Here is a 22,869-nt window from a genome sequence, read left to right on the forward strand (position 1 = left end):
GCCGCGTGTGCGCGACCAGCCACACACGGCCCGCAGACAACAACCGCCCAACCCGTGGAGCGCCCGGCGGGGACTATTCGAGAAGCTCCGCGTACGAGCCCATGGCCAGGGCGATGTCCGCCTGAGCCCAGAACCGGTGATACGTGAACGACGGCACCGCACCGCCCGCGAGATAACTCTCGATCTTCGACCAGGCCGGGTCGTCCTCGTAGAAGGACCGGATCGAGTCGAACGTCGACGACGAGTTGATCGCGTCACCGTTCGGCATCGTGCCCGTCCAGCCACTCGGAATGGACACCGAGTCGTCGAACCGGTTGTAGTCCGCCCGGTTCTCGGGAACGGCGACCCCGAGATCGTCCTGGTTGTTCGCCCACATACCGTCCAGCAGCTTCTTCGCCGCCGCCGCGGCCTCCGTGTCACCGGAGCGGTCGGCGTAGTACGTCAGGGTCTTGGCGTACGAGGCCGCCACACCGACGTCGTTGGTGTAGTCGGCGACCGTGACGTGCAGCCCGCTGTTGGAGCCGGGGCTGGAGGCGTTCCAGGTGTCGGGCTGGCCCGACCACTGGAGCGTCGACGGGATACGGAACGTGCCGTCCGGGTTGAACGTGGTCTTGGACAGCGCCCAGTCGACCCACTTGTCGAGGACCGTCTTGGCCTGCGCGTTCCCCGTCTGCTGGTACAGCTCGGCGACCCGCTCCATGGACCACGCCTGGAAGCCGAACCACTGGTTGGACGGCGGGTCGTGGTACACCGGCTTCTCGTCGTAGTACATGCCGTAGAACGTCGACTTCCCGGCGGGCGGGGTCGCGTACCGGCCCGCCCAGCTGTTGGTCGCGCCGCCGGCGATGGCGCCCTCGTCCGACTGCAGCCAGCGGTAGAACTCCAGCTGCCGGTCCATGGACTTGGCCCAGTCCGCCGCGCCCGTCGCAGACTTGGGCTTCAGCGGGGCGTAGTTGCTCAGCGCGTAAGCGGCGAGCGGGTTCTGGTAGCCGCCGTGGGCGTGGCTGGAGCCGATGCGCCAGGCCCAGCCTGCCGAGGTGTCGGTGGCACCGCCCCAGGCGTAGTACCAGGACATCAGGTACATCGAGGCGTCCTTGCCGGTGCCGGCCGCACAGGTCGACGGACCGACGCAGTTGCCGATCTTCTTGAAGTACTTGTCGAACATGGAGTAGCGCAGGTAGTCGCCCATCTTGGCGGCCTTGCCGACGGTCGCGGACACGGCACTGCCCTTGCCCTGCTCCTTCGCCCAGACGTCCGCCCAGTACGCGGCCTGTACGGCCCGCGCGTCGGCGTCCGGCGCGTTGGTGAACTTCCACTGCTTGGCGTAGGAGGCGTCACCGGTGAACAGGTCCAGATAGCCGTTCTTGCCGCCGTACTTGAAGGCGTCACAGGTCGGCTGCGGCACCGTCTCCCACACCGACTCCTGCGCGCCGCGCTGGAAGGTGTTGATGTACGACGGGCCGGTGTCCGACGGTCCCGCCTCGCACTTGCCGGGCGAGTTGCCGTAGCCGTAGACGTTGTCGACGTCCTGCAGCCAGTGCATGCCGTAGACGTCGTCCGTGCCGTACGCGCTCTTCAGCTCGGCCGCGATCGGGTCCCGGCCGACCGAGACGCCGGTGTCGAGCTTGGCCGGGTACTCGCCCGGGGTGTCCAGCTCGGGCGCGTAGGTCGCCGGCTTCGAGGCGTTGTAGAAGGAGTTGGTCGGCTGGTCGGCGTGCGTGGGGATCATGTATTTCTCCATGAGCTCCCACGCCCCGTTGAACTTGGACCAGTCGCCCGTCACCTTGCCGTACATGGCCTGGAGCCACAGGAGGTAGCTGTACGCCTCCGAGGTGGTCTCGTGACCGTGGTCCGGCGCCTCGACGATCAGCGTCTCGACCGAGTGGTACGGGATGCCCTCGGGGGAGAAGTAGCCGTTCGCCGGGTTGGTGATCTTCCCGTAGAGCTCCAGGAAGCGGGCGTCGTACGCCTTGGTCGCCGCCAGCTGGGTGACGGTGACCGAGGCCTTGGCGTGGCCCGCGGCCGTCGACTCGAACACGGCGGAACCGGTACCGGAGTCGGCGGCCGTGACGGTCACCTTCTGCGCGGTGTTCCAGTTCTGCGGGGTGAAGGTGAGCGAGGCGCCGCCCGTGACCGACAGGCCCGAGTTGCCGCTCGCACGGGCCGACGTCACCGTCACGTTGGACGCCGGCTGCTTGGACAGCTTCACCTCGTACGTGCCCGACTTGCCGGACTGCACGCCCAGTTGGAGCGGCGAGGCGACGACGGTGGGGCCGGAGGCGACCGTGATGCCGACCGGGGTGGAGTCGGCGGAGGCGCCCATGCTGTCGTAGGCCTTCGCCACCAGGGAATGACTGCCCACGGTCAAATCCGAGACGGACAGCGCGTAGGGCGCGCTGGTGTCCGTGCCCAGCAGCTTGGTGTCGTCGTAGAACTCCACCTTGCTGATCGTGGCGTTGTCCGCGGCGGCCGCGGTGGCGGCCAGCGGGACCGCCTGGCCCTGGGTGTAGACCGCGCCGGCGGCCGGGCTGGTCAGCACGGCGATCGGCGGCTGGTGCGCGCCCGTGCAGGGGGTGCCGTTGACCGTGAAGGACGTGGGCGCGGTGTTGGTGCCGCTGTAGGAGAACTGGGCGCCGGTGGAGACGGCGGCGCCCGCGGCGACCCGCGCGTTGTGGGCGGCGTTCTTGACGGTGATGTTCTGGCCGGACTGCGACCAGGTGCCGTTCCAGCCGTTGCCCAGCTTCTGGTTGCCGGAGTAGGCGTAGGTCAGCGTCCAGCCGTCGATGGCGTCCGTGCCGCGGTTGGTGAGGGTCAGGTCCGCGGTGAAGCCGGAGCCCCAGTCGTTCGTCTTGTAATCGACACTGCACTGAAGTGCGGCCGCCTGCGCAGTGGTCGACCCTGAGGAGAGCATCGTCAACGGAAGCGCGAGAGCTGCGAGCGCGGCGGTCCACAGACGCCGCACGGCTCTCCGCCTCCGGGGTGGGGGATGCATGGTGCTGGTTCCTCCTTGCGGCTCGGAGAAGTCAAGGCTTGAACCAGTGGGAGCGCTCCCATAGTGAGGACGGGTGTGGTACCGGTCAAGGTCCTTGAAGAGTCGAAAAGATTCGACACCCCGTGTTGAGCGAAAGTCAGTGACTCCCCTGTTCTTTGCTGACACTTGGCGCTACCTTCCTTGACACCAGTGGGAGCGATTCCATCAGTCGACGCGTCCGTCACGACGGGCCCGGCCTGCAAGGAGTCGCTCAAGCGACACCCCTCGCGTTCAGTACTTTGAGCCGCCGCCTTCGCGGTCGTCCCCGGCTGCGCGAGTGCCGGCGCCGGGTTCCTCATGTCCTTGTCGGAGCGCCCTGAACGGCTGACACCCCCACCACCGAAAGGGAAACCCGCACTCATGAGCCGTACGAGAACAGCGTTACTGGCCGCCATGGCCCTGGTGGCCGGAGCCACCGGCACGGCGTTCGCCGTCGACCCGGGCGGCACCGGCACCGCCGCCGTCCCCTGCACCGTCGACTACAAGGTGCAGAACCAGTGGAGCACCGGCTTCACCGCCGCCGTGACCGTCACCAACAACAGCGCCGCGAAGTCCTCCTGGTCGCTGAAGTGGTCGTACGCCGGCAACCAGAAGGTCACCAGCGGCTGGAACGCCAAGATCAGCCAGAGCGGTGCCGAGGTCACCGCGGCCAACGAGAGCTACAACGCTCAGCTCGCGACGGGCGGTTCGGTCAGCTTCGGCTTCCAGGGTTCCTACAGCGGCAGCAACGCCATACCGGCCACCTTCACCCTCGACGGCGTGACCTGCAACGTCGACGGCGGCGGCCCCGGCGGCCCGACGGATCCCCCGGACCCGGGCGGCCCCGCCAACCGGGTGGACAACCCCTACGCCGGCGCCAAGGTGTACGTGAACCCGGAGTGGTCCGCGAACGCCGCCGCCGAGCCGGGCGGCAGCCGGGTCTCCAACCAGCCGACCGGTGTGTGGCTGGACCGGATCGCCGCGATCAACGGTGCCGGCGGCAAGATGGGCCTGCGCGCCCACCTCGACGAGGCGCTGCGCCAGAAGGGTTCCGGCGAGCTCGTCGTCCAGCTCGTCATCTACAACCTGCCCGGCCGTGACTGTGCCGCCCTCGCCTCCAACGGCGAGCTCGGCCCGACGGAGATCGACCGGTACAAGACGGAGTACATCGACCCGATCAAGGCGATCCTCGCCGACTCGAAGTACTCCTCGCTGCGGATCGTCACCACCGTCGAGATCGACTCGCTGCCGAACCTCGTCACCAACACCGGCAGCCGCCCCACGGCCACTCCGCAGTGTGACGTGATGAAGGCCAACGGCAACTACATCAAGGGCGTCGGCTACGCGCTGAACAAGCTCGGCGACGTGCCGAACGTCTACAACTACGTCGACGCCGGCCACCACGGCTGGATCGGCTGGGACGACAACTTCGGTCCCTCCGCGACCCTGTTCAAGGAGGCGGCGACCGCCGAGGGCGCCACCGTCAACGACGTCCACGGCTTCATCACCAACACGGCGAACTACAGCGCCCTGAAGGAGGATCACTTCTCCATCAGCGACAACGTGGCCGGCAAGTCCGTCCGCGAGTCGAAGTGGGTCGACTGGAACCGCTACGTCGACGAGCTGTCCTTCGCCCAGGCCTTCCGCACCCAGCTGGTCTCGGTCGGCTTCAACTCCGGCATCGGCATGCTGATCGACACCTCCCGCAACGGCTGGGGCGGCACCGCCCGGCCCACCGGCCCCGGCGCCCAGACCTCCGTCGACGCCTACGTCGACGGCGGCCGCTACGACCGCCGGATCAACCCCGGCAACTGGTGCAACCAGTCCGGAGCCGGCCTCGGTGAGCGCCCGAAGGCCAGCCCGGCCGCCGGGATCGACGCCTACGTGTGGATGAAGCCGCCGGGCGAGTCCGACGGGGCGAGCAAGGAGATCCCGAACAACGAGGGCAAGGGCTTCGACCAGATGTGCGACCCGGCGTACAAGGGCAACCCGCGCAACGGCAACAACCCGTCCGGTGCGCTGCCGGACGCCCCGCTGTCCGGGCAGTGGTTCTCCGCCCAGTTCCGGCAGCTGATGCAGAACGCGTACCCGCCGCTGTCCTGACGCGCTGACCCCGTCCCCACGGATCCGCCGGGGCTCCGGTCCCGGCGGATCATTTTTGCGGGAGCGGCAAGAGCGGTGGCCTTCCCCCGGTGCGTCGGCGCAGGCTGACGGCATCCGAGGGAGAGGCTGACCACCATGGCGCACGACCACGACCACGACCACGAGTCCGGGCACGGCCACGGACATCACCACGGCCAGGCGGACGTCGACTGGGCCGAGATGGGCCCGATGCTGGAGTCCTCGGCGGAGCTGTTCGCGTCCCTGTACGAGCGGGCCATGGCCTGGCTGGCGCAGGAGGTGACCGAGCCGGGCCTGATCGTCGACGCGGGCAGCGGGCCGGGCGTCGTGTCGTGTCTGTTCGCCGAGACGTTCCCGGGCGCGCGGATCGTCGCGGTGGACGGCTCCGAGCCGCTGCTGGAGCGGGCGCGGGCACGGGCCGAGCGGCTGGGGGTCGCCGACCGCTTCGGCACGATCGCCGGTGAACTCCCGGATGTGCTCGACCAGTTGGACTACCCCGCCGACCTGCTCTGGGCGAGCCGCAGCCTGCACCACCTGGGTGACCAGCGGGCCGCGCTCACCGCCTTCGCCGCCCGGCTGGCGCCCGGGGGCACGCTCGCGCTCATGGAGGGCGGACTGCCTCCGCGGTTCCTGCCGCGCGACATCGGCATCGGCCGCCCCGGGCTCCAGGCGCGGATCGACGCGGTGGAGGCGGAGTGGTTCACGCGGATGCGCGCGGAGCTGCCGGGTCATGTCGCGGAGACGGAGGACTGGCCGGGGCTGCTGGCCGCCGCGGGGCTGAAGCACACCAGGACGCACACGTTCCTGCTCGATCTGCCCGCGCCTGCCTCGGAGCGGGCCCGTGCCTATGTCGTGGCGTCCCTGTCGCACAAGCGGGAGCGGATGACGGACTGGCTCGACGCGGGAGATCTCGCGACGCTTGACCGGCTGCTCGATCCTGACGACGAGGCGAGTCTGCACCGTCGCCAGGACGTGTTCGTCCTGGAAGCCCATACTGTGCACACAGCGGTACGGGCTGGTTAGGGCCTGGTCTGACCCGGGGTGCCCGGCGTTGGTGCTGGGGGCGGGCGGGTGCGCAGCCCGGCGGTGCGGGGTGCCGCTGCGCCCACCCGTGCCGCCCCTGGGGGTACCTCCCAGGCCCTTAAGGCACTGGGGGAGGCACGACTGCCCGCAGCTGGGTGAGCTGCGGGCAGTCGGACAGATCAGGCGCCGTCGAACGTTGCCGGGTTCGGGCCCAGGCGGCGGTCCTCGTTGAGGGCGCTGATGGCCGCCAGGTCCTCCGTGTCCAGGCTGAAGTCGAAGACCTCGATGTTCTCCTTGATCCGCGCCGGCGTCACGGACTTGGGGATGACCACGTTGCCCAGCTGGATGTGCCAGCGCAGGACGACCTGGGCCGGAGTCCGGTTGTGCTTCCGGGCGATGGCCACGATCGCCGGGACCTCCAGCAGGCCCTTGCCCTGGCCGAGCGGCGACCAGGCCTCCGTGGCGATGCCCTGCTCCGCGTGGTACTCGCGGGCGGCGCTCTGCTGGAGGTGCGGGTGCAGCTCGATCTGGTTCACGGCCGGGATGACCGACGTCTCGCCGATCAGCCGCTCCAGGTGCTCGGGAAGGAAGTTGGAGACACCGATGGCCCGGATCCGGCCGTCGGCGTGCAGCTTCTCGAACGCCTTGTACGTGTCGACGTAGGTATCCCGGGCCGGCAGCGGCCAGTGGATCAGGTACAGGTCGACGAAGTCCAGGCCGAGCTTCTCCAGCGACGTGTCGAAGGCGCGCAGCGTGGAGTCGTACCCCTGGTCGGCGTTCCAGAGCTTCGTGGTGACGAACAGCTCCTCGCGGGGGAGACCGGACGCGGCGATGGCCTTGCCGGTGCCCTCCTCGTTGCCGTAGATCGCCGCTGTGTCGATGCTGCGGTACCCGGCCTCCAGCGCCGTCGCGACGGCCGACTCGGCCTCGTCGTCCGGCACCTGCCAGACGCCGAAGCCCAGCTGGGGCATCTCGACGCCGTTGTTCAGGATGATCGGGGGGACCTTGCTCACGAGCTCTCGATCCTTCGGTTTGTGGTCAGGTGTACCTCCCATCGTCAACGATCACGAGCCGTGATGCATTCCTGACGGGAGAATTCCGGCGTGGGACTGACCTGTTGCCTGGACATTCACGCCCGGTACAGCGCCTCGACCTCGTTCTCGTACGCCTTCTCGATCGCCTTCCGCTTCAGCTTCAGGGACGGGGTCAGCAGCCCGTGCTCCTCGGTGAACGGCTGGGCCAGGATGCGGAAGGTGCGGATCGACTCGGCCTGCGAGACCAGGGTGTTGGCCGCGACCACCGCGCGCCGCACCTCCGTCTCCAGGTCCGCGTCGCGCACCAGCTCCGCCGCGGACATCCGCGGCTTGCCCCGCATCGTCAGCCAGTGCTCCACGGCCTCCTGGTCGAGGGTCACGAGGGCGGCGATGTACGGGCGGTCGTTGCCGACGAGGATGCACTGGTTGACCAGGGGATGGTCACGGACGCGTTCCTCCAGCACGTGGGGCGAAACACTCTTGCCGCCCGATGTGACCAGGATCTCCTTCTTGCGGCCGGTGATGGTGAGGTAGCCGTCCTCGTCGAGCGCGCCGAGGTCGCCGGTGGCCAGCCAGCCGTCGTGCAGGGTCTCGTCGGTCGCCTTGGGGTTGTTGAGGTACCCCTGGAAGACGTTCTGGCCGTGCAGCCAGATCTCGCCGTCGTCCGCGATGTGCACGGTCATGCCGGGGATGGGCTGCCCGACCGTGCCGAACCGGGTGCGGCCGGGCGGGTTGGCCGTCGCGGCGGCCGTGGACTCGGTCAGGCCGTAGCCCTCGTAGATGTGCACGCCCGCCCCGGCGAAGAACAGGCCGAGCCGCCGGTCCATCGCCGAGCCGCCCGACATGGCGTGCTTGATCCGGCCGCCCATCGCGGCGCGGATCTTGGCGTAGACGAGCTTGTCGAACAGCTGGTGCTGCATGCGCAGGCCCGCGGAGGGGCCGGGGCCGCTTCCCCAGGCCTTCGCCTCCATCGCGTCCGCGTACTTGATGGCGATGTCGACGGCCTTCTCGAACGGGCCGGAGCGCCCCTCCTTCTCGGCCTTGCGGCGGGCCGCGTTGAACACCTTCTCGAAGATGTACGGCACGGCCAGGAAGAACGTCGGCTTGAACGCGGCCAGGTCCGGCAGCAGGGCCGCCGCGTTCAGCTGCGGCTGATGGCCGAACTTCACCTTGCCGCGGATCCCCGCGACCTGGACCATCCGCCCGAAGACGTGCGCGAGCGGCAGGAACAGCAGGGTGGCGGCCTCGTCGCCCCGCTTGGAGTGGAACACCGGCTCCCAGCGCTCGATGACGGTGTCCGCCTCGTACATGAAGTTGCCGTGCGTGATGACACAGCCCTTGGGGCGGCCGGTGGTGCCCGACGTGTAGATGATCGTGGCGACCGAGTCGGGGGTGACGGCCTGCCGGTGGCGGTGCACCACCTCGTCGTCGAGGTGCGCGCCGGCGTCGTACAGCTCGTGCACGGCGCCCGAGTCGAGCTGCCACAGGCGGCGCAGCTGCGGCAGCCGGTCGATGACGGTGGCGATCGTCATGGCGTGGTCCTCGTGCTCCACGACCGCGGCCGTCACCTCGGCGTCGTACAGCATCCAGAAGCACTGCTCGGCCGAGGACGTCGGGTAGACGGGCACGACCTGGGCGCCGATCGTCCACAGCGCGTAGTCGAACAGCGTCCACTCGTAGCGCGTACGGGAGATGATCGCGACCCGGTCGCCGAACCGGATGCCGCTCGCCAGCAGGCCCTTGGCCAGGGCGAGCACCTCGTCGCGGAACTCGGCGCTGGTGACGTCGCGCCACTGCCCGGACTCGTCCTTGCGGCCCAGCGCGATGCGCAGCGGGTCCTCCTGGGCATGCTGGAAGACCACGTCGGCCAGACCGCCCACCGGAGGTGCCAACGCCAACGGAGGGTTGGTGAACTCGCGCAAACCCCGCTCCCCGCTCCTCAGCGCTTCGGTTGAGTGACGCTCCGCACAGCGCCGTGAAAGCTACCCCAACCGGGCAGAAGGCGGGAGGGGCGGCGAAGGCGAGCAGCGCTCTTGTCCGCGCTGGCCAGGGGGGAAAATGCGCTCACATGGGGAAGGGTCGGACAGAGTCCTGACGGTTGAGTAAGTTTCGGAGCCGTAATCTCCACCGAATCTGTACGACCCGGTCACGGCCCGACGCTGCTGGTGCGCGGTGTCCGGCCGCCTCTCCTGTCAGCGCCCCTGAGGCGGATTTCGTCACTCCGGTTCAGTCGGTCGCCGCCCGCCAGGATCGCCGCGGCCAGGGCGTCCGCCGCTCCCTGGGCCGAGGGGCGCCGCCGGCCGTGGACCACGACGAAGTCGACCTGCCCCAGCTCCGGCAGCCCCGCCCGGTCCGGGACCCGGACCAGGCCCGGCGGGATGAGGCCGCGGGAGTGCGCCATCACGCCGAGCCCCGCCCGGGCCGCCGCGACGAGGCCGTTGAGAGAGCCGCTCGTGCACACCACACGCCACTCGCGGCCCTGCCGCTCCAGCGCCTCCAGGGCGAGCGCTCGGGTGATGCCCGGCGGCGGATAGACGATCAGCGGCACGGGACGGTCCGGGTCGAGCCGGAGGCGCTCCGCGCCGATCCACACCAGCCTGTCGTGCCGGACCAGCTCGCCGCGCGGGTCCTCGGGCCGCCGCTTGGCCAGGACGAGGTCCAGCTTCCCGGCGGCGAGCTGCTCGTGCAGCGTGCCCGACAGCTCGACCGTCAGCTCCAGGTCGACCTCCGGGTGGTCGTGCCGGAAGCCCTCCAGGATCTCCGGCAGCCGGGTCAGCACGAAGTCCTCCGACGCGCCGAAGCGCAGCCGGCCGCGCAGCCGGGTGCCCGTGAAGAACGCCGTCGCCTGCTCGTGCACCTCCAGGATCCGGCGCGCGAACCCGAGCATGGCCTCGCCGTCCTCCGTGAGCTCCACCGAGTGCGTGTCCCGAGTGAACAGCGTCCGCCCGGTGGCGTCCTCCAGTCGCCGCACGTGCTGGCTGACGGTGGACTGCCGCAGCCCGAGCCGGCGGGCGGCCTGGGTGAAGCTCAGCGTCTGCGCCACCGACAGGAAGGTGCGCAGATGGGCGGGGTCGTACATGCCCGCCAGGCTATCGCGGAACGTGATGACAGTGAGAGTGGTATGCGGGATTCCCGATCGCCGGGCCGAGGAGCAGGATGGAAGGGGGCCGTATCGGCCCCGCACCACGTAAGTACCGCCCGTAAGAACCGAGCAAGTGGAGCACCGTGAAAAGCCTGCGCCGGCCGCGCCGGATGCCGATCGACCCGTACATCCTTCTCCTCCTGGCGACGGTGGGTGTCGCCGCGCTGTTCCCGGCCCGCGGGTCGGCCGCCGATGTCGCGTCCGGTGCCTCCACGGCGGCGATCGCCCTGCTGTTCTTCCTCTACGGCGCCCGGCTGTCCACCCGTGAGGCCCTGGACGGGCTGCGCCACTGGCGGCTCCACGTCACGGTCCTGGCCTGCACGTTCGTCGCCTTCCCGCTGCTCGGCCTGGCGGCCCGCGGCCTGGTGCCGGTGATCCTGACGCACCCGCTGTACCAGGGCCTGCTCTTCCTCACGCTCGTCCCGTCGACCGTGCAGTCCTCGATCGCCTTCACCTCGATGGCCCGCGGCAACGTGCCCGCCGCGATCTGCGCGGGCTCCTTCTCCTCCCTCGTCGGCATCGTCGCCACGCCGCTGCTCGCGGCCTCGCTGCTCGGCGGCAGCGGCGGCGGGTTCTCCGCCGACTCGCTGCTGAAGATCGTGCTGCAACTGCTCGTGCCGTTCCTCGCCGGACAGCTGCTGCGCCGCTGGATCGGCGGTTTCGTCACCCGCCACAAGAAGGTCCTCGGCCTCGTGGACCGCGGCTCGATCCTGCTCGTCGTCTACACCGCGTTCAGCCAGGGCATGGTCCAGGGCATCTGGCACCAGGTCAGCCCCCTCCGGCTGGCCGGGCTGCTCGTCGTCGAGGCCGTGATCCTCGCCGTGATGCTGCTGCTGACCTGGTACGGCGGCAAGGCGCTGGGCTTTGCCCGGGAGGACCGGATCACCCTGCAGTTCGCCGGTTCGAAGAAGTCCCTGGCCTCCGGACTGCCCATGGCGAGCGTCCTGTTCGGCGCTCAGGCCTCGCTGGCCGTGCTGCCGCTGATGCTCTTCCACCAGATGCAGCTGATGGTCTGCGCGGTGATCGCCAAGCGCCGCTCGCACGACCCCCGCCCGGAGGTCACCGCGCCGGAGCAAGCCGCAGCGCCACGAACCGCGGTCGGTACAGGGACACGTTCCGGCTGAGCTGGGCGGCGGCGCCCGTCGTGTCCAGCCAGTTGACGTCGTAGCTCAGCACCAGACGCCCCTCGCCGCTCAGCACCGGGTGCGCCTGCGGGTTGTAGGCGGCCACCTGGCCCTGCGGCAGCGACGGGCTGAACTCCTTCGCGGGCCCGTGCCACGGCCCGGCCGGGGAGCACGCCCAGTACGAGGCGACGGTGGTCAGGCCCTTCGGCCCCGCGGCCATCGTGAACAGCACGTACGTCCCGCCGTCCCGGACGACCGAGAACGCGCTGCCCACGCCCCTGCGCCGCCCGTCCCCGAGCACCGGCCGGGGGCGGGCGCCGGCCGCCCACGCCGAGCCGGTCCAGTACCGCCAGGCCGCCGGATCCCCGAGCCTGCCCTCCGGCACCCGCGCCACGTACGCGTGCGAGGCCGGGCGGGAGGCGGCCCGGCCGTCGTCCCCGCCGAAGACGTACGTCCAGCCGTCCTCCTCGACCAGCGTCGTGCCGAACAGCACCCGCCGGGACGGGTCGGGGACCAGCTGCTGGTCGAGCACCTTGACGACCGACTCCAGGCGCAGATCGGGCAGCGACAGCGTGGCCACCTCGGTCGCGGTGGGCACGCCGTAGATCCACGGCGCCTGGCCGGCCGTGCGCACCCACAGCAGCACCCGGACGACCTGCTCGGAGGAGCCGGGGGAGCGGGGTTCGACACGGGCCGCCACCGGCCAGCGCCACTGGTTCGGCGCCGGGTCGGCGAAGAGCGGGGCGGCAAGGGTGGTCTCCAGCCGGCCGTCGCGCATCAGCACGGCCGAGTTGCGCACCAGCGGCGCGGTGGTGTCCCGCCAGGCGTAGGACTCGCCGTGCGGGTTGGGCGGGCCGTACACCCGGCCCAGGTAGGTGTCCGAGAAGAGCCACAGCACCCGGCCGTCCGGCAGCCGCACCGAGTGGGTGCCGTCGCCGCCGGTCCAGTCGTCGGTGCGGCTCGCGTCGTCGCCGTAGCGGGCGAACTCGGCGGTGAGGCCGCCGTCCGGCTGCCAGGAGCGGATCGTGCGCGCCCGGCAGGCGGTGTCGTCGTCCGGGCTCTCGTCCTCGGGGAGGGCGATGAGCAGCGCGGCCCCGAGAACCAGGACCAGCAGCAGGCCGATCCCGGTTCCCGCGCGCTGTCGTGCTCGTGCTGCGCTTACGTCGTCGGGCACGTGCCGTGACGTTAGTTGCTGCCGCTCACCCGGTCCATGGGGAGCCACAGCACCGTGTCCCTGTCGGCGGCGGCCCTGGCGCCGACGACCAACTCCCCGTCGGTGAGGGCCCGGTTCCAGACGCGGACGTCGTCGATCGCCCCCGTCAGGAACGCCCGGCTGTCCATGCGCTGGCCGATGTGCACGCCGAACGGGGAGTTACGGCTGACCGACCCCGGCACGTCCCGGGGTGCTGACCGGTGTGCCATCGAGGAAGAGGGTCAGTTGCCCGCCGCCCCGGCGCAGGACCAGGTGGTGCCAGCGGCCGTCGTTGTGGGCCCCGCCGGTCCACACGGAGGCCGTCCTGACGGTCGTCGCGCCCGAGCGGGTGGTGATGAGCGCCCGGACCCGGTCGCTCGCCGGCTCCCCGCGCAGCCAGATCTGCGGCTGGCTGTTGCCGATGCCGCCCATCCACAGGAAGGGCTGTTCGCCGGTCGTGGCCGTGTAGCGGAAGAACAGCGAGGCCGTGAAGTCGCCCTCGCCGAGCGCCGGCCGGGACCGGTACGGAAGGCGTACGGCGTCGTCGGTGCCGTCGAAGGTCAGCGCACCGCCGCGGACGCCGGCCGTCCGCCCGGCACCGCCGAGCACGGCCGCGGGCCGCGCGCCCCACGCGACGTCGCGGGTGGTCGGGTCGGCGCCACGGCGCGGTGTCAGCCAGTCCTCGGTGAAGCGGGCGAAGCGGATCTCGTCCCGGGCGTCGACCGCGCCGCCCTCGTACAGCAGGCCCACCGTCGAGGCGCCGACCGCCGCCATGTCGGAGTAGCCGGACCAGTCCGTGGTCACGACCGTGCCCCGGTCCACGCTGTCCCAGGTGCGCCCGCCGTCGTAGGAGGAGCGGACCATCATCGTCCGGCGGCGGTCCGGATCGGCCGGGGCGGACAGCAGCATCCGGTCGCCCAGGCGCAGGATCGCCCCCTGGACCTGCGGGGTGTAGAGGTCCGGGAGGGCGCGGAAGGGCGCGGCGAAGCTGTCGCCGCCGTCCAGGCTGACGGTCTGGGAGCGGTGGCCGAGATCCGTGCCGTCCTGTTCTCGGCCGCTGACGAGGACGGCCCCGTCGGCGCGTTCGGTGAGCGTCACCTCCGAGGGCTTCTGCCGGAACATGCCGTCCTGTGCTATCGGCCAGGAGTCCGTGGCGCCGATCCGCCACTCGTCGCCGCCGTCGTCGCTGACGATGAGCGCGGCGTGGTTCGCGGTGACCCTGTTGCCGTCCCACGTCTCGGTGTTGACGCCGAAGACCAGCCGCCCGGCGTGCTTCCCGCGGGTGAGCTGGATGCCGTGCACGGGCCCGGTGGCGTACCAGGAGTTCCAGTGCCCGGGCAGGATCCGGTCGCTCAGGTCGCGCGGCTCGGACCAGGTCCGGCCGTCGTCGTCGCTGTACTGGAGGTGCGGGGTGCGGTCGCAGGGGACGGTGCAGTTGCCGGCGTCCGTACGGCCCGTGTTGTACGTCTCGGCCAGCAGGATCCGGCCGGTCCTGCGGTCCACGAGGGGCGCCGGGTTGCCGTGCGTGTCGCCCGCGCCCTCGTTGACGACCTGGAGCGGGCCCCAGGTGCGGCCGCCGTCGGTGGAGCGCTTGAGGACGATGTCGATGTCGGCCGCGTCACCGCAGTTGAGGACGCGGCCCTCGGCGAACGCGAGCAGTGTGCCGGCCGTGGTCCGCACGATCGCGGGGATCCGGAAGCACGCGTAACCGGGGTCCTGGGAGGCCTTGAAGAGGACCTGTTGTTCGAACTCCGGTAAGGCCGTGGCGGGTTGGGTACGGGCCGGGCCGACGGGCGCGAGCAGCGCCGCGGCGGTGAGAACGGCTGTCAGGGTGGATCTCAGACGTGCGCGAAGACTCGACGGCATGGTGCGACCTGCCCTTCATGCGTCTGTCGGCTGGACCACCGAGGCATGGGAACGGAATCCGGGGAGCCGATATGCGGGCTTACACGCGAACCAACCGGACATCCCACGTCCCATGTGTGGGCCACAGACGGTACTTGGCTCACAGACCCCCCACAAGGAGCCTGCGTCAGGGGATCAGGACGACCTTGCCGAGGTTGGCCCTGGCCTCGATCTCCCCGTGCGCCTTCGCCGCGTCCTGCAGGGCGAACTCCCCGTGGACGACGGGCCTCAGCTCTCCGGCGGCGAACAGTCGCCACAGCTCCTCCCGCCACTGTTCGTACAACTCCGGCTTCCCGCGCGCGATGCGGGCCATCTGGAACCCGATCACCGACTTGGCGCCCACGAGCAGGTCGTACGCCTGGATGATGCCGCCGCCCGAGCTGTACGCCACCAGCCGTCCCTCCGGGGCGAGTGCGGCGAGGGCCGGGGTGAGCAGCTCGCCGCCGACCGCGTCCAGGGCGTAGTCGACCGGGGCGCCCCAGGTGTCGTCGCCGTAGGTGACGACGTGGTCGGCGCCGAGGCCGCGGACGAAACCGGCCTTGGCCGGGCCGGAGACGGCCCCCACGACCCGCCCGGCGCCCCGCGTCCTGGCCAGCTGCACGGCCAGGTGGCCGACGCCGCTCGCCGCAGCCGTGACCAGGGCCGTCTCGCCCGGCTCGGGCCGTGCCGCCTCCAGCGCGCCGAGGGCGACCAGGCCGCTGCGGACCAGGGCGACCGCGTCGACGGCGCCGGCCTCTGCGGGGATCGGGGAGGCCATGGCCTCGTGCAGGAGCGCGAAGTCGGCGTAGCCGTGGCCGAAGCAGAGCCCCGTCACGCGGTCGCCGGTGCCGAAGCGGGTGACGCCCTCGCCGACGGCCGTGATCTCCCCGGCGATCTCGCCGCCGAGCGGGACCGGCTCCGCCGCCTCGCCGACCTTGCGTACGACCGGGAGCGTGACGCCGATGGCCTCCGCGCGCACGAGCAGCTCTCCGGGGCCCGGCTCGGGCACCGGTGCCTCCTCCATGAACAGGGGGCCGCCTCGGGACTCGTAGCGGACGCGACGCATCGCACCTCCGGATGTCGTTGGTGATCCCAACGAATTCATTGGGGTGCCCAACGGTATAGGAGGATCATAGGGAGAACCAATGATTTCTTGGTTAGGCTGCGGCCATGTCGGAAGCCCCCCTCCCCGCGATCCGCTCCCTGCCCAGCTGGCTGCTCGGCCGGGCCGCCGCCCGTGGCCGGGCCCTGGTGGCGGCGGCGCTGGCCGAGCAGGACATGCGGATGTGGCACCACGTGGTGCTGTCCGCCGTCCGCGACCTCGGCCCCGTCGCCCAGGCCGACCTCGGCCGCGGGGTCGGACTGGACCCCAAGGACCTGGTCGGCATCCTGAACGACCTCCAGGCGGCGGGCCTCGTCGTGCGCGAGCCGGACCCGAAGGACCGGCGGAAGAACGCGGTGTCCCTCACCGCCCGGGGAGCCCGGCTGCTGACGCGCTGCGAGAAGGCGGCCCGCGCGGCCAACGACGAACTGCTCGCCCCGCTGTCGGAGGCCGAACGCGAGCAGTTCACGGGGATGCTGCTCCGGATATCCGGCACAGCCGACTGAAGACTCCCCTTGTGCCGCGCAGGCCGAGACGGGGCCCCTGCGGCGCAGGGGGCGCTCCCCGCCGGTCGGGGCCCCGCCACCGTGTCGCGGGAGAACCGCTCAGCCCTGGGCGGCCGCGGCCCGCAGGGCGATCCGGTCCTCACCCGCGTACACGTTCATGGAGGCGCCCCGCAGGAAGCCCACCAGTGTCAGGCCCGTCTCGGCGGCCAGGTCCACCGCCAGCGAGGACGGCGCCGACACCGCCGCCAGGACCGGGATCCCGGCCATCACGGCCTTCTGCGCCAGCTCGAAGGAGGCCCGGCCCGAGACGAGCAGGACCGTCCGCGACAGCGGCAGCTCCCCGTTCTGCAGGGCGCGGCCGACCAGCTTGTCGACCGCGTTGTGCCGGCCCACGTCCTCCCGGACGTCCAGCAGCTCGCCGTCCTCCGAGAAGAGGGCCGCCGCGTGCAGGCCGCCGGTCCGGTCGAAGACCCGCTGGGCGGCACGCAGCCGGTCGGGCAGGCTCGCCAGCAGCTCGGGAGTGACCCGGACCGGGGGAGTGTCGGCTATGGGCCAGCGGGCCGTCGTCCGTACGGCGTCCAGCGACGCCTTGCCGCACAGCCCGCAGGAGGAGGTCGTGTAGACGTTCCGCTCCAGGGTGATGTCGGGTATGGCCACCCCCGGGGCCGTCTGCACGTCGACCACGTTGTACGTGTTCGAGCCGTCTGCCGTCGCCCCGGCGCAGTAGACGATGTTCCTGAGGTCCTGCTGCCCGCCCAGCACCCCCTCGCTGACCAGGAAGCCCGCCGCCAGCGCGAAGTCGTCGCCCGGGGTGCGCATGGTGATCGCCAGGGGCTTGCCGTTCAGCCGGATCTCCAGGGGTTCCTCGGCGACGAGTGTGTCGGGACGGCTGGAGACCGCCCCGTCCCGGATGCGGAGCACCTTGCGTCGTTCCGTGACTCGTCCCATGTCCTGATCAGCCCCGGTTCTGTACGTGCTGGTAGCCGAAGCGGCCCTTGATGCAGAGGTTGCCGTGGGTCACCGGGTTGTCGTGCGGTGACGTGACCTTCACGATCTCATTGTCCTGCACGTGCAGCGTCAGGTTGCAGCCCACTCCGCAGTACGCGCACACCGTGGTCGTCTCCGTCTGCCGCGACTCGTCCCACGTACCCGCCGCGCGCATGTCGAACTCGGACTTGAAGGACAGCGCGCCCGTCGGGCACACCTCGATGCAGTTCCCGCAGTACACGCACGCCGAGTCGGTCAGCGGGGCGTCGTGCTCCACGGCGATCCGGGCGTCGAAACCTCGCCCGGCGACCGAGATCGCGAAGGTGTTCTGCCACTGGTCGCCGCAGGCGTCCACGCACTTGTAGCAGAGGATGCACTTGTCGTAGTCGCGTACGTACAGGTCGTTGTCGACCTTCGGTTCCTCGTTGAGCCGGGCCGCGTCCGGGCCGAAGCGGTCCGGCTTCGCCTCGTACTCCTTGAGCCACTCCGCGACCCTGGGCGTGGTCGACAGGTCGACGGAGGACGCGAGCAGTTCGAGGACGACCTTGCGGCTGTGCCGGGCGCGCTCGGTGCCGGTGCGCACCTCCATGCCCGGCTCGGCCTTGCGGGAGCAGGCCGGGACGAGGGTGCGGGCCCCCTCGACCTCGACGACGCAGACCCGGCAGGCGTTCTTCGGGCGCAGGGTGTCGCCCTCGCACAGGGTCGGGATGTCCTTGCCCGCCGCCCGGCAGGCGTCCAGGATCGTCGAGCCCTCGGGGACCCGGGCCTGTTCGCCGTCGATCGTGAACTCCAGCATGCGGCGGGGGATCCCCAGCGGTGTGACGGTCATTCGTACGCCCCCAGACGGTCGATGGCGGATTCCACGGCGTTCCAGGCGGTCTGCCCGAGACCGCAGATCGAGGCGTCCCGCATCGCGCGGCCGACCTCCCTGAGCAGGGCGATGTCGTCCGCGGCGGCGGCGCCGGTGCGCTCCGCGATCCGGTGCAGCGCCTCCTCCTGCCGCACGGTCCCGACCCGGCACGGCACGCACTGGCCGCACGACTCGTCGCGGAAGAACTCCGCGATGCGCAGCAGCAGCCGGGGGAGGGGCACGCTGTCGTCGAAGGCCATCACGACCCCCGAGCCGAGCGTCGTGCCCGCCTCCCGCGTCCCTTCGAAGGTGAGCGGGATGTCCAGCTCGTCGGCCCGGACGAAACCGCCCGCCGCCCCGCCGAGCAGCACCGCCCGCAGCCCGTCCCGCACCCCGGCGAGGGTGAGCAGCTCGCCCAGCGTCGCGCCGAACGGCAGCTCGTACACACCGGGCCGCTCCACGGTCCCGGACACGCAGAACAGCTTGGGCCCGGTGGACCTCTCGGTGCCGATCGCCGCGTAGGCCGGGGCGCCCAGGGTGAGGATCGGCAGGACGTTGACCAGCGTCTCCACGTTGTTCTCGACCGTCGGCTTGCCGAACAGGCCCTTCTCCACGGGGAACGGCGGCTTCGAGCGGGGCTCGCCCCGGTAGCCCTCGATGGAGTTGAACAGGGCCGTCTCCTCACCGCAGATGTAGGCGCCCGCGCCGCGCCGGATCTCGATGTCGAAGGCGTAGCCCTGGCCGAGGACGTCGTCGCCGAGCAGGCCGCGCGCCCGGGCCTGCGCGATCGCGTGCTCAAGCCGGTGCAGGGCGCGCGGGTACTCGCCGCGCAGGTAGAGGTAGCCCTGGTGGGCACCGGTCGCGTACCCGGCGATCGTCATCGCCTCGACCAGCGCGTACGGGTCGCCCTCCATGAGCACGCGGTCCTTGAAGGTGCCCGGCTCGGACTCGTCGGCGTTGCAGACGAGGTAGTGCGGACGGTCCGGCTGGGACGCCGTGGCCTGCCACTTGCGGCCGGTCGGGAAGGCGGCGCCGCCGCGCCCGACCAGGCCCGAGTCGGTGACCTCGCGGATGACCCCGGCCGGACCCAGCTCGAAGGCCCGGCGCAGGGCCGTGTAGCCGCCGTGGGCGCGGTAGTCGTCGAGGGACGCCGGGTCGACCACGCCGACCCGGTGCAGCAGCATCAGGCCGTCCTGCCCGGCCTGGGGCACCGCCAGCCCGGCCGGCGGCTCTTCCGGTGCCGAGTCGGGGGCGCTCGCGGCGAGGACCGCGTCGTGCACGGTCGCCGGCGCAGACACCGCCGTACGGACCGGGTCCCCGGCCCTGATCGCGAGTGCGGCCGGGGCCCGTTCGCACAGGCCCAGGCAGGCGCTGCGCTCGACCGCGACCCCGCTGCCGAGGCCCAGCCGCTCCTCGATCCCCGCGCACAGCTCCGGTGCCCCGGCCGCCGCGCACGCCAGGTCCGTGCACACGTGGAGCACGGTCGCCGGACGCGGCTTGACGGAGAACATGGCGTAGAAGGTGGCGACCCCGTAGGCCTCCGCCGGCGGCACCGTCAGCCGTCGGCACAGGTAGTCGAGGGCGCCGTCGCTGATCCAGCCGACCCGGTCGTTGATCGCGTGCAGCCCCGGCAACAGCAGGTCGCGGCGGTCCCGGGCCTCACGTCCGCCGCGGGCCCACCTGAGATCGGCGTCGGAACGGTCGGCGCCCTCCCAGGAGGACTGCGGAGGCCCGAGCAGGGCGTCGACGGCCGCCCGTTCCTCGTCCGTCGGTTTGCTGTCACCGAAGTGCAGGTCCACAGTGCGTCACCCCACGATGGTCGCGATGGGCAGCTTCTCGATCCGGATCGCCGACGCCTTGAACTCCGCCGTCCCCGCGATCGGGCAGTTCGCCTCGATCGTCAGCGCGTTGGTGTCCACCTCGTCGGGGAAGTGCATGGTCATGAAGGCGAGCCCGGACCGCAGCGCGGGGTCCACCCACACGGGTGCGGTCACCGACCCGCGCCGCGAGGTGACCTGCACCTGCTCGCCGACCACCACCCCGTAGCGCTCGGCGTCCTCCGGGCTCAGCTCGATGTACTCGCCGCGCCTCAGCGGCGAGGCGTAACCGCCGCTCTGCACCCCGGTGTTGTACGAGTCCAGGCGCCGCCCGGTGGTGAGCCGGATCGGGTACTCCTCGTCGGTGAGGTCCACGGGCGGGTCGTGCTGCACGATCCCGAAGGGGGCGAGCGGACCGCGTTCGGCGGGGTCGGGCTCCCACAACCGGCCGTGCAGGTAGGTCGGTTCGAGCCCGTCGGTGCTGGGACACGGCCACTGGATGCCCTGGTGCTCCTCCAGGCGCGCGTACGTCATGCCGTAGTGGTCGGGGGAGATGGACCGGAGCTCGTTCCACACGGTCTCGGCGTCGGCGTACTTCCAGTCGTGGCCGAGGCGGGCCGCGAGGTCGCAGATGATGTCGATGTCCTCGCGGGCCTCCCCGGGCGGGGTGACGGCCTTGCGGACGCGCTGCACGCGCCGCTCGCTGTTGGTGGTCGTGCCGTCGGTCTCCGCCCAGCCGGCGGTGGCCGGCAGGACGACGTCCGCGAGCTCGGCCGTCTTCGTGAGGAAGATGTCCTGGACGACCAGGAAGTCGAGGGCCTTCAGCCGCCGTACGGCCTGTTCGCTGTCCGCCTCCGACTGGGCGGGGTTCTCGCCGACGCAGTAGACGGCCTTGAGGGTGCCGTCCTCCATGGCCTCGAACATCTCGGTGAGGTTCAGGCCGTAGTGCGGCTGGATGACGGTGTCCCAGGCCGACTCGAACTTCAGCCGGACGTCCGGGTCGAGGATGTCCTGGAAGCCGGGCAGGCGGTTGGGGATCGCGCCCATGTCGCCGCCGCCCTGCACGTTGTTCTGCCCGCGCAGGGGTTGCAGGCCGGAGCCGTAGCGGCCGACGTGCCCGGTGAGCAGGGACAGGTTGATCAGGGCGCGGACGTTGTCGGTGCCGTTGTGGTGTTCGGTGATGCCGAGCGTCCAGCACAACTGGGCGCGCTCGGCGCGGGCGTAGGCGTGCGCCAGCTCGCGGATGGCGGCGGCCGGAACGCCCGTCACCTTCTCGGCGAGCGACAGCGTCCACGGCTCGACCAGCGCCTTGTACTCCTCGAAGCCGGTGGTCGCCCGCTGGATGAACGCCTCGTTGGCGAGACCCGCGTGGATGATCTCGCGGCCGATCGCGTGTGCCATCGGGATGTCCGTACCGACGTTGAGGCCCAGCCAGCTCTCCGCCCACTCGGCGGTCGACGTCCGGCGCGGATCGACCGCGTACATCCGGGCGCCGTTCCTGATCCCCTTCAGCACGTGCTGGAAGAAGATCGGATGCGCGAAACGGGCGTTGGAGCCCCACATCACGATGACGTCGGTGTGCTCGATCTCCTCGTACGACGACGTCCCGCCGCCCGAGCCGAACGCCGCCGACAGGCCCGCCACGCTCGGGGCGTGACAGGTGCGGTTGCAGGAGTCGACGTTGTTGGTGCCCATGACGACCCGGGCGAACTTCTGGGCGACGTAGTTCATCTCGTTCGTGGCCCGGGCGCAGGAGAACATGCCGAACGCGCCGCGGTTGCGGGCCAGTCCCCGGGCCGCACGGTCCAGGGCCTCCTCCCAGCTCGCCCGGCGGAAGGGCTCGTCGCGCGCGTCCCTCACCAGCGGATGGGTGAGCCGCGTGTAGGTCTTCGGGGTTCGATCGCGTTTGCTCATGCGGCGCTCCTCAGCGCGAGCAGGTCCGAGATGGCGTGCACGGTGCGCAGGGTGGGCACCTCCACGCCGGTGATGTCCGCCAACTCGACGACCGCCGCGAGGAGTACGTCGAGTTCGAGCGGTTTGCCGCGCTCCAGGTCCTGGAGCGTGGAGGTCCGGTGGTCGCCGACCCGCTCGGCGCCCGCGAGCCGGCGCTCGATGGAGACGCCGACCTGGCAGCCGAGGGCGTTCGCGACCGCGAGCGTCTCGGTCATCATGATCTCGATGACCCTGCGGGTGCCGCCGTGCAGGCACATCTGCCGCATGGTCGCGCGGGCCAGCGCGCTGATCGGGTTGAAGGAGATGTTGCCGAGCAGCTTGAGCCAGATGTCGCCCCGCAGCTCCGGTTCGACCGGGCACTTCAGGCCGCCCGTCTGCATGGCCTCGCTGAGCGCCAGGCACCGCGCGGACACGCTGCGGTCGGGCTCGCCGATCGAGAACCGCGTGCCCTCCAGGTGCCGCACGACACCCGGCCCTTCGAGCTCGGTCGCCGCGTAGACGACGCATCCCACGGCCCGTTCGGGCGCGAGCACCGCACTGACCGCGCCGTCCGGGTCCACGCTCTCGACGCGGTGGCCGTCGTAGGGGCCGCCGTGCCGGTGGAAGTACCACCAGGGGATGCCGTTCTGGGCGGCCACGATCGCCGTCGTGTCGCCCAGCAAGGGTGCGATGAGCGGCCCGCACGCCGCGTACGCGTTGGCCTTCAGGCCCAGGAAGACGTAGTCGACCGGGCCGACCCCGGCCGGGTCGTCGGTCGCGTGGGGGTGCGCGGTGAAGTCGCCGCGCGGGCTGCGCACCCGGACTCCGTGCTGCCTCATGGCCGCCAGATGCGGTCCACGGGCGATGAGATGCACATCGGCGCCCGCGCGGTGGAGCGCGGCGCCGACGTAGGCGCCGATGGCACCGGCGCCGAGAACTGCGACTTTCACGGGAACACTCCGTTCGGTTTGAGGGATACCGCGGAGGTGACTGCCGTCGGGCGAGTGAGTGCCGTCAGGCGAGTGAGCGCCGTCCGGCTTGTGTCGACGGAATATTGTCTACAGTATGGACGGGGGGTCAGCAAGGGTCCGTGCAGTGACCGTTCGGCGCATGCCGGATACCGCTCACCGCATACGGTCGACGCG

The 22,869-nt window shown here is 71.1% G+C and carries 15 protein-coding genes and 1 pseudogene; 4 read left to right on the top strand and 12 right to left on the bottom strand.

The genetic code is table 11. From position 1 onward, the window contains the following. Positions 1-73: 73 nt before the first annotated feature. Positions 74-2,992 carry a glycoside hydrolase family 48 protein gene (locus QF034_RS34165; protein ID WP_307178540.1) on the bottom strand — a complete coding sequence of 973 codons (2,919 nt, stop codon included), beginning with the start codon at positions 2,990-2,992 and terminating at the stop codon, positions 74-76. A 399-nt stretch (positions 2,993-3,391) separates the two neighbouring features. Here QF034_RS34165 and QF034_RS34170 point away from each other — a divergent pair, with 399 nt between their 5' ends. Continuing rightward, entirely contained in the window at positions 3,392-5,113 is a 1,722-nt protein-coding gene (locus tag QF034_RS34170) for a glycoside hydrolase family 6 protein (RefSeq protein WP_307178541.1), read from the top strand. Positions 5,114-5,248: 135 nt separating this feature from the next. Beyond that, the gene (locus QF034_RS34175; RefSeq protein ID WP_307178542.1) at positions 5,249-6,154 is read left to right on the top strand and encodes a class I SAM-dependent methyltransferase; all 906 of its coding nucleotides are present in this window, start codon (positions 5,249-5,251) and stop codon (positions 6,152-6,154) included. Between the two features lie 179 nt (positions 6,155-6,333). Here the strand turns inward: QF034_RS34175 and QF034_RS34180 are convergent, their stop codons facing one another. From QF034_RS34180 to QF034_RS34190, 3 genes are all read right to left on the bottom strand, one after another. Beyond that, a complete protein-coding gene (locus tag QF034_RS34180) occupies positions 6,334-7,125 on the bottom strand; it encodes an aldo/keto reductase (protein WP_370880976.1) in 792 nt (263 codons plus the stop codon). A gap of 158 nt (positions 7,126-7,283) precedes the next feature. Then, positions 7,284-9,110: an AMP-dependent synthetase/ligase gene (locus QF034_RS34185; protein WP_307178544.1), complete on the bottom strand. Its 1,827-nt coding sequence runs from the start codon at positions 9,108-9,110 to the stop codon at positions 7,284-7,286. A gap of 224 nt (positions 9,111-9,334) precedes the next feature. Next, positions 9,335-10,267, bottom strand: a complete 933-nt coding sequence (locus tag QF034_RS34190) for a LysR substrate-binding domain-containing protein (RefSeq protein ID WP_307178545.1) — start codon at positions 10,265-10,267, stop codon at positions 9,335-9,337. Positions 10,268-10,440: 173 nt separating this feature from the next. Between QF034_RS34190 and QF034_RS34195 the strand changes: the two genes are divergently transcribed. Beyond that, positions 10,441-11,454 carry a bile acid:sodium symporter family protein gene (locus QF034_RS34195; protein WP_307180041.1) on the top strand — a complete coding sequence of 338 codons (1,014 nt, stop codon included), beginning with the start codon at positions 10,441-10,443 and terminating at the stop codon, positions 11,452-11,454. Here the strand turns inward: QF034_RS34195 and QF034_RS34200 are convergent. The 3 genes and pseudogenes from QF034_RS34200 to QF034_RS34210 all read right to left on the bottom strand — a co-directional run bounded on the left by QF034_RS34200 (position 11,390) and on the right by QF034_RS34210 (position 15,596). Further along, complete coding sequence (locus tag QF034_RS34200; protein ID WP_307178546.1) at positions 11,390-12,628, bottom strand: DUF5005 domain-containing protein; 1,239 nt, start codon at positions 12,626-12,628, stop codon at positions 11,390-11,392. The two genes, QF034_RS34195 and QF034_RS34200, sit on opposite strands and share 65 nt — an antisense overlap. Before the next feature lie 11 nt (positions 12,629-12,639). Next, positions 12,640-14,512 (bottom strand): annotated as a pseudogene (locus QF034_RS34205) (exo-alpha-sialidase). Between the two features lie 166 nt (positions 14,513-14,678). Continuing rightward, on the bottom strand, positions 14,679-15,596 hold the full coding sequence (locus QF034_RS34210) for a quinone oxidoreductase family protein (RefSeq protein WP_307178547.1): 918 nt from the start codon (positions 15,594-15,596) through the stop codon (positions 14,679-14,681). Positions 15,597-15,700: 104 nt separating this feature from the next. Between QF034_RS34210 and QF034_RS34215 the strand changes: the two genes are divergently transcribed. Further along, positions 15,701-16,138: a MarR family winged helix-turn-helix transcriptional regulator gene (locus QF034_RS34215; RefSeq protein WP_307178548.1), complete on the top strand. Its 438-nt coding sequence runs from the start codon at positions 15,701-15,703 to the stop codon at positions 16,136-16,138. Between the two features lie 99 nt (positions 16,139-16,237). Here QF034_RS34215 and fdhD read toward each other — a convergent pair whose 3' ends face one another. Genes fdhD through QF034_RS34240 form a run of 5 tightly spaced genes read right to left on the bottom strand, consistent with a single transcriptional unit; the run spans position 16,238 to position 22,674 of the window. Further along, a complete protein-coding gene (gene fdhD / locus QF034_RS34220; protein WP_307178549.1) occupies positions 16,238-17,086 on the bottom strand; it encodes a formate dehydrogenase accessory sulfurtransferase FdhD in 849 nt (282 codons plus the stop codon). A 7-nt stretch (positions 17,087-17,093) separates the two neighbouring features. Further along, a complete protein-coding gene (locus QF034_RS34225) occupies positions 17,094-17,954 on the bottom strand; it encodes a 2Fe-2S iron-sulfur cluster-binding protein (protein WP_307178550.1) in 861 nt (286 codons plus the stop codon). Next, the gene (locus QF034_RS34230) at positions 17,951-19,774 is read right to left on the bottom strand and encodes an NAD(P)H-dependent oxidoreductase subunit E (protein WP_307178551.1); all 1,824 of its coding nucleotides are present in this window, start codon (positions 19,772-19,774) and stop codon (positions 17,951-17,953) included. Before QF034_RS34230 ends, QF034_RS34225 begins: the two co-directional genes overlap by 4 nt. A gap of 6 nt (positions 19,775-19,780) precedes the next feature. Then, a complete protein-coding gene (locus QF034_RS34235; RefSeq protein ID WP_307178552.1) occupies positions 19,781-21,706 on the bottom strand; it encodes a molybdopterin oxidoreductase family protein in 1,926 nt (641 codons plus the stop codon). After that, a complete protein-coding gene (locus QF034_RS34240; protein ID WP_307178553.1) occupies positions 21,703-22,674 on the bottom strand; it encodes a 2-dehydropantoate 2-reductase in 972 nt (323 codons plus the stop codon). The genes QF034_RS34235 and QF034_RS34240 overlap by 4 nt, the downstream gene beginning before the upstream one ends. Between the last annotated feature and the right edge of the window lie 195 nt (positions 22,675-22,869).

It is taken from the genome of Streptomyces africanus (assembly GCF_030816955.1).
GTDB lineage: Bacteria > Actinomycetota > Actinomycetes > Streptomycetales > Streptomycetaceae > Streptomyces > Streptomyces africanus.